We start from the raw sequence: 13,395 nt of genomic DNA on the forward strand, positions 1-13,395 counted from the left end.
GGCGGTCAGATGGACGTGATGTCGCCCGGCGTCATCCGGGGCGCCCTGCGGGGCGGTACGCGGCCGCTCAGGAGGATCAGGCGGGCCGCTCGGTGGCGTTGGCCCGTGTAGGGGGACAGGAGGGTCAGCATCGCCTCGTCGTCGGTCGTGCGGTCGCCCGCCAGTGCCCAGCCGACGATTCCCGGGAGGTGCAGGTCGCCCGTCGTGACCTCGTCAGGGGCGCCGTTGCTGCGCTGGATCGTCTCCGCGCTCGTCCACGGGCCGATGCCCGGGACCAGCTCCACGCGCGCGCGTGCCGCCGGGCCGTCCATCAGGGCCGCCTCCTCCAGGCGGGCCGCGACCCGCGCCGCGCGGACGATCGTCGCCGAGCGCTTGCCGTCCACGTTCGCCCGGTGCCACTCCCAGGACGGGATCTGGGTCCAGGTGCGGGCGTCCGGCATCACGTACATGCCCTCGGGGGCCGGGCCCGGGGCCGGTTCGCCGTACTTCCGCACCAGGACGCGCCAGGAGCCGTACGCCTCGTGCGTCGTGACCTTCTGCTCCAGGACCGACGGGATCAGCGACTCCAGGACCAGGCCGGTGCGGGTCAGGCGCAGGCCCGGACGGCGGCGGTGGGTGGCCAGGATCAGCTTGTGGCGGGGGACGAAGGCGGTCGGGTCGTCCTCGGCGCCGAGGAGCGCCGGGAGGCCGTCCAGGAGCCAGGCCGCGCCCGGGCCCCAGGCCTCGGCCTCCGCCCGGCCCCCGACGACCCGGACCCTGAGGGTGCCGGGGCCGTCCGGCGTGCGGCTCGCCCGCCACACCGAGCCGTCCGGGGTCGCCCGGAACGTCGGGTCGGCGGGGCCGCGGCGGAGCGGGCCGAGGGTGAGCCCCAGGTCCAGGTCCCGCGCGGTGTCGAGGGAGCGGGGGACGGGGAGGTGGCCGCCGCGCACGGTGGTGCGGGTGGGTCTGGGTGGGAAGCGGCCGGCCATGGGTACGAGCGTAGCGGCCGGGCCCCGCGGGGCCCTGGCCCGTGTGGCCCCCGCCACACGGGGTCCGCGGGACGGTGCGCCGTGCCGGGCCTCGGCTTCCGCGCCTTGGCCCGTACCCCGTACCCCCGCGCACCGTCGCCGGGGGCGGGGGTCCGGGCTCGGCAGCCTGCTACTGGTCCGAGGAGAAGCGGACCGCGCCCGCGGGGAGGGTGGCGTCGCACCAGACGCGGACGCCGTCGCGGAGTTCGTTGTCCGGGCCCACCTGGGCGCCGTCCCCGATGACCGCCCCCGTCAGGACCGATCGGGCGCCGATGCGGGCGCCCGCGCCTATCAGGGAGTCCGTGATCACCGCGCCCGGTTCGACGACCGCGCCGGCCAGGAGCGTGGAGCCCGTGATGCGGGCGCCGTCGCCGACCACCGCGTCGGCGCCGACGACCGTGCCGCCGGTGAGCTTGGCGTCCGGGGCGACGCGGGCCGAGGGCAGGACCAGGCGGTCGCCGCAGCGGCCGGGCACGGCCGGGGAGGGCGCGCGGCCGAGGACCAGGTCGGCGGAGCCGCGGACGAAGGCCTGCGGGGTGCCGAGGTCCAGCCAGTACGTGGAGTCGACCATGCCCTGGAGGTGGGCGCCGGAGGCCAGGAGGTCGGGGAAGGTCTCGCGTTCGACCGAGACGGGGCGGCCGGCGGGGATCGTGTCGATGACCGAGCGCCGGAACACGTACGCGCCCGCGTTGATCTGGTCGGTGACGATCTCCTCGGGCGTCTGCGGCTTCTCCAGGAAGGCCGTGACGCGGCCGGTGGCGTCGGTGGGGACGAGGCCGAAGGCGCGCGGGTCCTCGACCCGGGTGAGGTGCAGCGAGACGTCCGCCCCCGAGGAGGAGTGGGTGGCGACGAGGGCCTGGATGTCGAGGCCGGTGAGGATGTCCCCGTTGAAGATCAGGACCGGGTCGTCGGGGCCGGAGTGCAGCCGCGAGGCCACGTTGCGTATCGCGCCGCCGGTGCCCAGCGGCTCCTCCTCGGTGACGTACTCCAGGCTCAGGCCGAGCGAGGACCCGTCGCCGAAGTGCGGCTCGAAGACCTCGGCCAGGTAGGAGGTGGCGAGCACGATGTGCTCGACGCCGGCGGCGCGGGCGCGGGCCAGCTGGTGCGTCAGGAAGGGGACGCCCGCTGCCGGAACCATGGGCTTCGGCGTGTTGACCGTGAGGGGTCGCAGCCTCGTTCCCTTGCCACCGACCAGGAGGATCGCTTCTGTCACCTTGTCGTCTCTGCTTCCTGTTCGGGGCCGGCCGGCTCGCCCGTCTCGGTCGTCCGTGCGATATGACCGGTCAGTTTAGGCAGATGGTGGCCCCGATGACCCCATCAGCGCCTTCCCTGGTACTTCGCGGAGCTCACACGGGCCGTTCCGAGCTTGCCGTACAGCCGTGCTCCGGGGCACTCGGTGGCGAATCCGTCACGGTGTCCGGCGATGGCGTTGAACCGGACCTTTTTCCCCTTCTTGTACAGGTTTCCGCCCCCTGAGACGAGGTACGAGGTCCCCTTCGGGTTCACCCCGTGCAGTCCGAGCTTCCAGGCCGTCAGCCGGGCGACGGCGGTCACCGCGGCGGCCGGCGGGGTGCTCTTGCTGAACGTGCCGAGGACGGCGATGCCCATGCTGTTGGTGTTGAAACCGAGCGTGTGCGCGCCGAGCACCGGCTTGGCCACGCCCCCGGCCCGGCCTTCGTAGATGTTTCCGCACTTGTCGACGGCGAAGTTGTAGCCGAAGTCCCGCCATCCGCTGCTCTTGACGTGGTAGCGGTAGATACTGCGCAGGACGGAGGGCGCCTGGCGGCAGGTGTAGTTGTTGCCGGTCGCGCTGTGGTGCACGAAGGCGGTCTTGATGCTCTTGGTGTAGACGAAGCCCTTCTCGCGTAGCCGCTCGTCCGCACCCCAGCCCTTGCGGGTGATGATCTTGGGGCGGGGGCCGATGTACGGCTTCGCGGCGGCCGCCGCCGGCACGTACGCGGAGTCCTGGGCCTCGGCCGCCGGGACCTTCACCTCCGGCGCCGCCATCCCCTCCTGCTCCACCGGCAGGTGCGGGAACGTGAGCTCCGTCGCTTCCTTCGACAGTGCCGGGATCCAGGCCGCGCCGTAGGGGGCCAGCTGGGCGTTCACGCCGCTGACCGCCGCCTCCGCCGCGCTCAGGCCCACCAGGGCCGCCGAGGCCGCCGTCGTACGCGTCCACGCCATCGCCGCTGCCGCCACGCCGGGCGCCCCGGGCGCCCCCGCCGCCCCGGCTGCCGTCGGCGCCGCGTCCGTCGCCGCTTCCGTCGCCTGGTCCCCGCCCGGGTCCACGAGTTCGAGCCGCAGGCCCTCGGGGAGCGCTTCCTCCCCCTGGACGCGGATCTCGACGCCGTCCGAGTCGCCCACCCACAGCGGGGCCGTGGAGCCCTTGAGCGCCCGGCCCGCGCCCTCCGCGGTGTCCGGGTCGGCACCGTGCTCCTCGTTGTGGGTCTCCACGTCCTGCCACTCCGACCAGGCGCCGCCGCCGGTGGCCCGGGTGCGGACCTGCACGGTGCCGTGCAGGACGGCCGTCGGGTCTTCCCAGACGACGCCGACCAGCGAGAAGGGCCTGACGTCACGTCGGGTGAGGCCCCGGGCGTCCGCGTCGTCCGCCCCGCCGCCCATGGACCGGTCGGTGCCGCCCAGCGGCTCGAGCGGCAGGGACTGGGTGGCGCCGGGCAGTTCGGGCGCGGGTGGCAGTGCGGTTGCCGCCGGTGGCAGCCCGAGCGCCGAGGGCACCACGGCCGCCGCGGGTGCGGCGAGGGAGACCGGCAGGGCGAGGACCGTCGCGCAGGTCACGGCGATCGAGGAGGCGAGTGAGGCACGCATGGGCCGATCGTGCGTACCCCGGGGCCGTTCCGCGCGCCGGGAAGCCGCCCGGAAACTGACGGGCCGTCGGGCCGACCGGTGGACGGTGTCACCGGTACGGCGGACCCGCGCCCGGCTGCCCGCGTACGCTGTCCGGCGTGAACGCAAGCGACCGCACCCCCGCCGACCTGCTGCGATCCGCGCTCGCCGCGGACCCCGCCCGCCCCTTGGTCACCTTCTACGACGACGCCACCGGTGAGCGGGTGGAATTGTCCGTCGCCACCTTCGCCAATTGGGTGGCCAAGACGGCCAACCTGCTCCAGGGCGAACTGTCCGCGTCGCCCGGCGACCGGCTCGCCCTGCTGCTGCCCGCGCACTGGCAGACCGCCGTCTGGCTGCTCGCCTGCTCGTCCGTCGGGGTGACCGTGGAGGTCGGCGGCGATCCGGCCGGCGCGGACCTCGTGGTGGCGGGGCCGGACACGCTGGAGGCGGGTCGCGCCTGCTCCGGGGAGCGGATCGCGCTCTCGCTTGCCCCGCTGGGCCGCCGCTTCCCGGCCGTGCCCGCCGGTTACGCGGACTACGCCGTCGAGGTGCCGAGCCAGGGGGACCGGTTCGCCCCGTTCGTTCCGGTCGATCCGGACGCGCCCGCGCTCGTGGTCGGCGGTACGGAACGCAGCGGCGCGCAGCTCGTCGAGCAGGCCCGGGCGGACGCGGAGGCCCTCGGCCTCGCCCCCGGCGCCCGGCTGCTCTCCGGGCTGGGCTACGAGGACTGGCAGGGCCTGTCGACCGGCCTGTACGCCCCGCTGGCCGCGGGCGGCTCCGTGGTCCTCTGCCGTCATCTGGACCGGCTCGCCCCCGGGGGCCTGGAGAAGCGGGTGGAGAGCGAGCGGGTGACGACCACCCTCGCCACCGCCTGAGCCCCGACCGCCACCGCCTGACCCCCGACCGCCACCGCCTGAGCCCCGACCGCCACCGTCTGCACCCCGACCCCGCGCCAGTCCCCGTTCGGCCTAGCGCCGCGCCGGGTTCACAGGTGCTCGCGGTCCCGTCGGTACATGATCGGCGCGGGGGGAGTTCGCTCCTTCCGCACAACCGAGCGTGGGGTTCGGCCGTCTCCTTCTACGACCGGCGGCCGCCCCGGCGCGACGCCGACGCCATGAAGGACGGACTCAGACGTGACGGACCGCGCGGGCACGCCCGCCGAACCGGATCCCCCGGCAGCGGAGGGCACGGCTCCCGGGGGGACTCCGGAGCAGCCGCGCCGGCGGCACTGGCTGCGCTGGACCGCGCTCGGCGTCTCGGTCGTGGTGCTGGCCGCGGCCGGGGCCGGCTGGTGGTTCTACCGGAAGCTGGACGGCAACATCACCACGGACACGACCGCCGCCGACGAGCTCCGCAGGTACGAGAAGGAGCGGCCGCCGGCCAACGTCTCGGCGGCCCGGAACATCCTGCTCATCGGCTCGGACACCCGGGCCGGTGAGGAGAACCGCAAGTACGGCAAGGACGTGGGCACCCAGCGTTCCGACACGACGATCCTGCTGCACCTGGCGGCGGGGAAGAAGAGCGCGACCGCGGTCTCCCTCCCCCGCGACCTGATGGTGACGTTGCCGAGCTGCCGCAAGGCGGACGGGACCCGTACGCGGGAGCAGTTCGCGCAGTTCAACTGGGCGTTCGAGTTCGGTGGTACGGCGTGCACGATCCGTACCGTCGAGAAGCTGACCGGGATCAGGGTGGACCACCACATGGTGATCGACTTCCGGGGCTTCAAGAAGATGGTGGACGCCGTCGACGGCGTGGAGGTCTGTCTGAAGGAGCCGGTGGACGATCCCGCCGCGAAGCTGAAGCTGCCCGCGGGGCGCCAGACCCTGCACGGGGAGCAGGCCCTCGGTTTCGTACGGGCCAGGAAGTCGCTCGGCAACGGCAGCGACACGGAGCGGATGGACCGGCAGCAGCAGTTCCTCGGTGCGCTGGTCAACAAGGTGCAGAGCGACGGGGTGCTGCTCAACCCGACCAAGCTCTACCCGGTCCTCGACGCGGCGACGAAGGCGATCACGACGGACCCGGGGCTCGACTCGCTGCGGGACCTGTACGACCTCGCGCGGTCGATGCGGGCCATCCCGACGGAGAAGGTGCAGTTCCTCACGGTCCCCCGGCGCCCCTACGCGTACAACGCGAACCGGGACGAACTGGTGCAGCCGGCGGCGAGTCAGCTCTTCAAGCAGCTGCGGGAGGACCGGCCGGTCGCCGTCACGCCCGACGTGGAGAAGGACTCCGGCGGGGGCGGGGCGGACGGGAAGCCCGACGACGCGGACACCCCGACGCCGTCCGTGACGCCGACCTTCACGGGGCGGAACGCGGCGGAAGGAGTGTGCTCCTAGGGGGACTGGGGGGTGGCGGGTAAAGGGCACACCAAGGGGAGGGTTGCGAGCGATGAGGTTTGAGCAAATTGCCCGGTTGTAAGGGGCGTGGAATTTGTCACGCACGTCGCCCCACGCTGAACTGGGCGGATAGTGTGACGCGATCCGGTGCACCCCGACCGCGTGGTCGCACTCATCAAGGATCGAACAGCCGAGAGAGCGGCGCCCACTGGGGGAGGCGCCTCGCGTGGCACCGACGGAGGACTCGAGGAACCGTGGACGCGCACAGCCGTGGACGGGCGGACGAGATCGACCCCGCCGACCAGTGGGTGCTCAACCCGCAGACGGGCAACTACGAACTGCGACTGGACCACTCCGCTGGGCAGCCGCAGGCCCCGTCCGCACCGTCGAGGCCTCGCAGATCCACCGTTCCCGCACCCGCGCCCGCCGACACCTCCGTCGGGGCGCCCGTCGAGGCACCCGTCCCCGGCCAGCGCCGCCGGCGGGTCTCCGAGACGGGCGGGGGCGGCCAGCAGCCGCCCACGAGCCGCCGCAAGCGCAAGCAGGGCGCGTCCCGCAAGAAGAAGGTCCTGCTGTGGACCGGCGGCACGATGGCCCTCGTCCTGGTCGGCGGCGCGACCGGCGCGTACCTGATCTACAACGAGCTCGACAACAACATCCACGTCGTCGACCCGGTGGGCGCCGAGAGCAAGGGCTTCCGCAAGGGCGAGGCCTTCAACGTGCTGATCATCGGCACCGACAAGCGCACCGGCGCGGGCAACGCGGGCTACGGCGACGCCAACAGCCCCGGCCACGCCGACACCACGATCCTCTTCCACGTCTCCAAGGACCGGACGAACGCCACCGCGCTCTCCATCCCGCGCGACCTGATGACGACGATCCCCGAGTGCCAGTCGCGGCAGCCCGACGGCAAGATCCTCACGATCCCCGGCCAGCGGCAGGCCCGCTTCAACGTGAGCCTCGGCCAGGACGGCCGTGACCCCGGCTGCACCATGCGTACGGTCAAGGAGCTGACCGGCCTGACCGTCGACCACTTCATGATGGTCGACTTCAACGCCGTCAAGGAGCTGACCACGGCCGTCGGCGGCGTGAAGGTCTGCGTCGAGAAGGCGGTGGACGACCCCAAGTCGCACCTCAAGCTGCCGGCCGGCGAGTCGGTCATCGAGGGCGAGAAGGCGCTGGCGTTCGTCCGTACCCGCTCCAGCTTCGGCAACAAGAGCGACCTCGACCGGATCAAGGTCCAGCAGCAGTTCCTCGGCTCGATGATCCGGCAGATGAAGTCGAACGAGACGCTCACCAGCCCGACGAAGCTGTACGACCTCGCCCAGGCGGCGACGGACGCGCTCACCGTCGACAAGGGCATAGGGTCGCTCTCCAAGCTCCAGGACCTGGCCAAGGAGCTGTCCGGGATCGACACGAAGAACATCGCGTTCGCGACGCTCCCGGTCATCGACAACCCGGCCGAGCCCAAGCCGATCACCGTGGTGCCGCACCCGACGCAGGCGCCGGAGCTGTTCGCCGCGATGAAGGCCGACACCTCGCTGACCGAGGTGAAGAAGAAGAGCCAGGAAGCCAAGAACGCGCAGGCGCAGGCGCAGGCCGCGCTCCTCAAGGGCACCCGGGCCACCGCCGCCGAGGTGCGCGTCGACGTCTTCAACGGCAGCGGGATCCAGGGCGCGGCCCAGTCGACCATCAACTGGCTGCAGAACGAGCAGGGCGTGACCCGCTCGACCAACAAGAGCAACGCCCCCGAGAAGGCGGCGAAGACGATGCTCACCTATGCACCGAACCAGGCGGATCAGGCCCGCAAGCTCGCGGACATGATGGGGCTGCCGGCGACGGCGCTCAAGCCGGGCACGCAGGACGCCGGGGTACGCGAGCCCATGACGCTCGTTCTTGGTGCCGACTTCAAGGGCGCGGGGGTGCCCATCAACGGTCCGGCGAAGGCGCCGGACGTCGAGAAGGTACAAGCTGACAAGCAGGTGTGCGCCAAGTAGCCCGTGAAAACGGGGACTTGGCTCGCTCCTGACTGACGAGGGGACCTGGGGTGGGACAGAACAGCGTGCGTGGGGAGGGAACGCGGGGAAGCGTTCCGCGCGCCCGTGAACTGGGCTGGGACGACGAGCTGTACGGCGCCGGTGAAGCCACCGGTGCCGGGCAGGCCGACGCTCCCGAGGAGGCGGAGACCTCCGGCGCGACGACCCGTGCCGAGCGCCGCCGAGGCGCCGGAGGCGGTGGTGCCGCAAGCGGTGGCGCCGCGGCCGGCGGGGGCGGTACGGAGGGCCGGGCGGGGCACCGTCGCGGCGCCCGCCGGCGGCCCAAGTCCGGCAAGCGCAAGGCGCTGCGCTGGGTGGCGATCACCCTGGCGGTGCTGATACTCGGCACGGCCGGCGCCGGATACCTGTACTACGAGCACCTGAACGGCAACATCCGCAGCGGCGGCCGCGCGGGCGGCGAGAGCGGCGTGAAGAAGGCGGCTCCCAACGCGCTGGGCGACACCCCGCTGAACATCCTGCTGATCGGCTCCGACAGCCGCCAGGACGAGAAGAACATCGCGCTCGGCGGCGGTCGGAACGACAAGGACCGCAAGCCGCTCGCCGACGTGCAGATGCTGCTGCACGTCTCGGCGGACCGCGAGAACGCCTCGATCATCTCCATCCCGCGCGACACCGTCGTCCCGATCCCCGAGTGCCGGGACAAGGAAGGCACGTCCTACCCGGCCACGAACAACCGGCCGATCAACGAGAGCCTCCAGCGCGGCGGCCCCGGCTGCACCCTCACCACCTGGGAGAGCCTCACCGGGGTCTACATCGACCACTGGCTGATGGTCGACTTCGCCGGTGTGGTGTCCATGGCGGACGAGGTCGGCGGTGTTCCGGTCTGTGTGAAGACCGGCGTGTGGGACAAGTCGAACGGGCGCGTGAAGGGCGGCTCCGGCCTCAAGCTGCCGAAGGGCACCACCGAGGTCAAGGGTGAGCAGGCCCTCCAGTGGCTGCGCACCCGGCACGCGTTCGGCAGCGACCAGAACCGCGCCAAGGCCCAGCACATGTACATGAACGGGATGATGAAGAAGCTCCAGGGCCAGAACGCCTGGACCGACACCGGACGGCTGATGGGCCTGGCCGAGACGGCCACGAACGCCCTCGTGGTCTCCGACGAGCTGAAGTCGGTGGCGAAGCTCTTCGACCTGTCGATGCAGCTGAAGAACGTCAAGCTCGACCGCCTCACCACGGCCACGGTCCCGACCACCGAGTACCCGCCGAACCCCGACGCGTGGCTCCAGCTCGTCCCGTCCTCGGCCGCCAAGATGTGGTCGATGCTCCGCGACGACGTCGCCCTCGACAAGAACGGCGACAAGGCGGGCACCAAGCCGAAGCCCTCGGCGTCCGCGAAGCCCAGGACGGCGGCCGCCGCACCGGGCTCCTTCCCGGTCACCGTCTCCAACGGCACCGCGGGCACCGACAAGGCGCCCGTCGAGGGCCGCGCCAAGGAGATCGCCACGGTCCTCACGGGCAAGGGCTTCACCCAGGCCGGCTCCTCCCAGCAGGCGCAGCCCCGCGAGGACACGGTCGTCCTCTACCCGAAGGCCGACGGCGACCAGGGCAAGGCGAACGCCGCGTCCGTGGCGAAGGCCCTCGGACTGCCGGAGTCCAAGGTCAGGGCCGACGCGAAGACGGAGGGCATCACGCTCGTCGTCGGCGCGGACTGGCGCGAGGGCAAGGTCTTCAAGGCGCCGACGACGAAGGCGGGCGACCTGCCGGAGGGCGCCGACGACAAGGCGACCTGCATGGACGTCTACTCCGTCTACAAGTGGGACGGGAAGAGCTGAACCGTTCCCGCAGACGCCTGATGGCCGGGTCCCCGCCGCGGGGACCCGGCCATCAGTTCGTCGGGGGAGGTGTCAGACCGTCTCGGACTCGCCGGTCCGCACCGCCGGGCGGCGGCTGGCGATGACCCGCTTCGCCAGCGAACGGGGGCTCGTCAGGAAGCCGTACCCCCACGACATGTGCATCGTCGCGAGCGCCACCGGGATCTGCAGCCGGGCCTTGAGCGAGAGGCCCTTGCCCGCCGGGAGCGAGCCGGCCGTGATCGCGGCGAGGTAGCCGGCCGGGATCACGAAGCCGAGCGGGGTGAGGAAGGCGCCCACGAGCAGACCCGCGGCGATGGCGCACACGGCGGTCGGCGGGGCCAGGTAGCGGAGGTTGATGGAGCCCTGGTGGTAGCGGGCCACCACATGGCGCCAGCGGCCGTAGTCCTTGTACTGCTTGGCGAGCGCCTTCACGGAGGGCCGCGGGCGGTACTGGACGCGCAACTCGGGCGAGAACCAGATCAGGCCGCCGGCCTCGCGGATGCGGAAGTTCAGCTCCCAGTCCTGGGCGCGGATGAACTCCACGTTGTACCCGTCCTGCTGCTCCAGCGCCTCGCGCCGGAAGACACCCAGGTACACGGTCTCCGCCGGGCCCGCCTCGCCGCCCGTGTGGAAGGCGGCGTTGCCGACGCCGATCTTCGAGGTCATCGCGGCGGCGACGGCGTCCTCCCAGGCGTTCTCGCCCTCGGCGTGCATGACACCGCCGACGTTCTGCGCGCCGGTCTCCTCCAGGAGCCGGACGGCGGTGGCGATGTAGTTCGGGGAGAGCATGCCGTGGCCGTCCACGCGCACCACGATCGGGTGACGCGAGGCCTTGATCGCCGCGTTGAGCGCGGCGGGCGTGCGGCCCGTGGGGTTCGGCACGGTCTTGACGCGGGCACGGGGATCGGACGCGGTCTCGCGGACGAGTTCGGCGGCGATCTCGTCGGTGCGGTCCGTGGACGGCCCGAGCGCGATCACCACCTCCATCTCGCCGTCGTACTCCTGCTCCAGGATGTGACGAACGGAGGTGCGCAGATACCGCTCCTCGTTGAGGACCGGCATGATCACGGAGACGGGGGGCGTGGCGTTCATTGCCCGCCACGTTACCGCGAACGGGGGACAGCGGGCGCGCCGCCCGGGTGGTGCTGCCTTGCGCTGATCGTATGGGCCTACCGTGCTCACGGTTCCCTTTGTCACACCCGCGGAGGTGTCCGTCCGTGCCCACACCGCCCCGCCCGTCCCGTCCCCGGCCCGCCGCCCGTCCCGTGCCGGTCCGCAGACGGCGCGGACGCCCACGGTGGGGGATGCGGATGGCGACGGCGCTCTCCGTGACGGTCCTGGCGGCGGGGGGTGTCGGGCATGCCCTGGTGACGGGTCTCGACACCGGGATCACCCGGGTCGACCCGTTCAAGGACATGAAGAACCGGCCGCAGGCCGGGCACGGGATGAACGTCCTGGTGGTGGGCACCGACGGCCGGGACCGGATCACCCCCGAGGAGAAGGCGAAGTACCGGCTGGGCGGGGCGCCCTGCCACTGCACCGACACCGTGATGCTGGTCCACATCTCGGAGGACCGGGACCGGGCCAGCGTGGTGAGCCTGCCCCGTGACTCGTACGCCGAGATGCCCGAGCACACGGACCTCAACAGCGGCCGGAAGCACCACGCGCACCCGGTGAAGCTGAACGCCGCCTACGCCGAGGGCGGGCCTTCGCTGACCGTGCGGACCGTCGAGTCGATGACCGGGGTCAAGATCGACCACTATTTGGAGGTCGACTTCACCAGCTTCATGCGGACGGTGGACGCGGTCGGCGGGGTGCAGATCTGTACGACCCGGCCGGTCAAGGACGCGTACACGGGACTCGACCTCGCGGCCGGCACCCATGAGCTGGACGGCGGTCAGGCCCTGCAGTACGTGCGCTCGCGGCACATCGACGGGGCCGCGGACATCGGGCGGATGCAGCGGCAGCAGCGGTTCCTGGCGGCCCTGATCGACCGCATGACCAGCGGCGGGGTGCTGTTCAACCCGGTGCGGTTCCGTGAGGTCGCCACGACGATGCTCAGCTCCGTACGGGCCGACCAGGACTTCGGTACGGATCAGCTGCTGGCGCTGGCCAAGGCGATGCGCGGCTTCACGCCCGCCTCGTCGGAGTTCGTGTCGGTGCCCGTCGGGGACATGAGCTTCCCGGTGAAGGGGATCGGGTCGACGGTGAAGTGGGACGCGGCGAAGGCGCAGAAGCTGTTCCAGGCACTGCGGGAGGACCGGCCGCTGGCGCCGGCCGCACCCGCGGCGTCGTCCGCGAAGGCGCCGAAGGACGTGGTGGTGGACGTGCCGCCGCGGACCGTGCGGGTCCAGGTCTACAACGGGACCCGCACGGACGGGCTCGGCCGCAAGGTGGACGACGCGCTGCGCGGCACGGGCTTCGACACCACTCGCACGCCGATGACCTCGGCCGGGCAGGAGCGGGCGCGGACCGTGGTGGAGTACGACCCGCGCTGGGACCGCTCGGCGAAGACGCTGGCCGCGGCGCTGCCGGGGGCGGAGCTGAAGCCGGTGGCGGGGCGGGGCGGGACGCTGCGGGTGACGGTGGGGTCGGACTACAAGGGGGTGCGGGGCGTGCGGGCGGAGGACGCGGGGCGCGGTGGGCCGTTCGAGGCGGTCACCGGGGACCGGGTGGTGTGCCCGTGACCGTCACCGGGGGCGGGGTGGTGTGCCCGTGACCGTCGCCGGGGGCCGGGCGGTGTGCTCGTGACCGTGACCGTCGCCGCGGCCTGTGGCGGTCCTCAGTCCTCGTAGCCCTCGGCCGCCCGGCGCTCGCGGAGCTCCTTGATGGCCTGGCGGCGGGCCAGGCGGTGGGTGCGGCGGATCTGGGCCTCCTGGTTGCGGCGCTTGTCCTGCTCCGTCTCCGGGATGACCTGGGGGACGGAGCGGGGCTTGCCGTCCGCGTCGACCGCGGCGAAGACCAGGTACGCGGAGCCGACCTGGGTGGCGGGCGTGGACTCGTTCCAGCGCTCGGCCATGACCCGTACGCCGACCTCCATGGACGACCGGCCGGTCCAGTTGACCTGGGCCTTCACGTGCAGCAGGTCCCCGACCCTGACCGGCTCCAGGAAGGCCATCTCGTCCATCGAGGCGGTGACCGCGGGTCCGCCCGAGTGCCGGCCCGCGACGGCGCCGGCCGCGTCGTCCACCAGCTTCATGATCACGCCGCCGTGCACGGTGCCGAGGAGGTTGGTGTCGTGGCTGGTCATGATGTGGCTGAGGGTGGTGCGGGAGGCGGAGGTGGGCTTGCCCGCGATATCGCCCTGATCTGTCATGCCCTCCACCATATGCCGGGTCCCGTCGCCGTCGCCGTT

10 protein-coding genes are annotated in these 13,395 nt (G+C 72.4%); 5 read left to right on the plus strand and 5 right to left on the minus strand.

The window, feature by feature from the left end; translation table 11 throughout:
* Window positions 1-5: 5 nt before the first annotated feature.
* From DEJ43_RS13845 to DEJ43_RS13855, 3 genes are all read right to left on the minus strand, one after another.
* On the minus strand, window positions 6-968 hold the full coding sequence (locus DEJ43_RS13845) for a DNA-3-methyladenine glycosylase family protein (RefSeq protein WP_015033982.1): 963 nt from the start codon (window positions 966-968) through the stop codon (window positions 6-8).
* Window positions 969-1,137: 169 nt separating this feature from the next.
* Window positions 1,138-2,220 carry a mannose-1-phosphate guanylyltransferase gene (gene manB / locus DEJ43_RS13850; protein WP_015033983.1) on the minus strand — a complete coding sequence of 361 codons (1,083 nt, stop codon included), beginning with the start codon at window positions 2,218-2,220 and terminating at the stop codon, window positions 1,138-1,140.
* Window positions 2,221-2,324: 104 nt separating this feature from the next.
* Window positions 2,325-3,833 (minus strand): peptidoglycan recognition protein family protein, encoded by a 1,509-nt coding sequence (locus tag DEJ43_RS13855; protein ID WP_015033984.1) that lies wholly within the window; start codon window positions 3,831-3,833, stop codon window positions 2,325-2,327.
* 137 nt (window positions 3,834-3,970) lie between these two features.
* On the opposite strand from DEJ43_RS13855, the gene DEJ43_RS13860 reads away from it, so the two are divergent.
* From DEJ43_RS13860 to DEJ43_RS13880, 4 genes are all read left to right on the plus strand, one after another.
* Window positions 3,971-4,729 (plus strand): TIGR03089 family protein, encoded by a 759-nt coding sequence (locus DEJ43_RS13860; RefSeq protein WP_015033985.1) that lies wholly within the window; start codon window positions 3,971-3,973, stop codon window positions 4,727-4,729.
* Window positions 4,730-4,987: 258 nt separating this feature from the next.
* Window positions 4,988-6,190: an LCP family protein gene (locus DEJ43_RS13870; RefSeq protein WP_015033986.1), complete on the plus strand. Its 1,203-nt coding sequence runs from the start codon at window positions 4,988-4,990 to the stop codon at window positions 6,188-6,190.
* A 254-nt stretch (window positions 6,191-6,444) separates the two neighbouring features.
* Window positions 6,445-8,187, plus strand: coding sequence for an LCP family protein (locus DEJ43_RS13875; protein ID WP_015033987.1), 1,743 nt, complete (start codon window positions 6,445-6,447; stop codon window positions 8,185-8,187).
* A 50-nt stretch (window positions 8,188-8,237) separates the two neighbouring features.
* The gene (locus DEJ43_RS13880; RefSeq protein WP_181399534.1) at window positions 8,238-10,019 is read left to right on the plus strand and encodes an LCP family protein; all 1,782 of its coding nucleotides are present in this window, start codon (window positions 8,238-8,240) and stop codon (window positions 10,017-10,019) included.
* Window positions 10,020-10,091: 72 nt separating this feature from the next.
* Here DEJ43_RS13880 and DEJ43_RS13885 read toward each other — a convergent pair whose 3' ends face one another.
* Entirely contained in the window at window positions 10,092-11,132 is a 1,041-nt protein-coding gene (locus tag DEJ43_RS13885) for a glycosyltransferase family 2 protein (protein WP_015033989.1), read from the minus strand.
* Window positions 11,133-11,203: 71 nt separating this feature from the next.
* Between DEJ43_RS13885 and DEJ43_RS13890 the strand changes: the two genes are divergently transcribed.
* Complete coding sequence (locus DEJ43_RS13890) at window positions 11,204-12,727, plus strand: LCP family protein (RefSeq protein WP_233447952.1); 1,524 nt, start codon at window positions 11,204-11,206, stop codon at window positions 12,725-12,727.
* A 95-nt stretch (window positions 12,728-12,822) separates the two neighbouring features.
* Here DEJ43_RS13890 and DEJ43_RS13895 read toward each other — a convergent pair whose 3' ends face one another.
* On the minus strand, window positions 12,823-13,356 hold the full coding sequence (locus tag DEJ43_RS13895; RefSeq protein WP_015033991.1) for an acyl-CoA thioesterase: 534 nt from the start codon (window positions 13,354-13,356) through the stop codon (window positions 12,823-12,825).
* Window positions 13,357-13,395 lie beyond the last annotated feature (39 nt).

The sequence above is a fragment of the Streptomyces venezuelae ATCC 10712 genome (assembly GCF_008639165.1).
GTDB classification, from domain to species: Bacteria; Actinomycetota; Actinomycetes; order Streptomycetales; family Streptomycetaceae; genus Streptomyces; species Streptomyces venezuelae.

What these genes read in the sequence shown, in the direction of transcription:
- DEJ43_RS13845 (WP_015033982.1), bottom strand. Translation starts at nt 968, where the DNA reads ATGGCCGGCCGCTTCCCACCCAGACCCACCCGCACCACCGTGCGCGGC.
- DEJ43_RS13855 (WP_015033984.1), bottom strand. Translation starts at nt 3,833, where the DNA reads ATGCGTGCCTCACTCGCCTCCTCGATCGCCGTGACCTGCGCGACGGTC.
- DEJ43_RS13885 (WP_015033989.1), bottom strand. Translation starts at nt 11,132, where the DNA reads ATGAACGCCACGCCCCCCGTCTCCGTGATCATGCCGGTCCTCAACGAG.
- DEJ43_RS13890 (WP_233447952.1), top strand. Translation starts at nt 11,204, where the DNA reads ATGGGCCTACCGTGCTCACGGTTCCCTTTGTCACACCCGCGGAGGTGT.
- DEJ43_RS13895 (WP_015033991.1), bottom strand. Translation starts at nt 13,356, where the DNA reads ATGACAGATCAGGGCGATATCGCGGGCAAGCCCACCTCCGCCTCCCGC.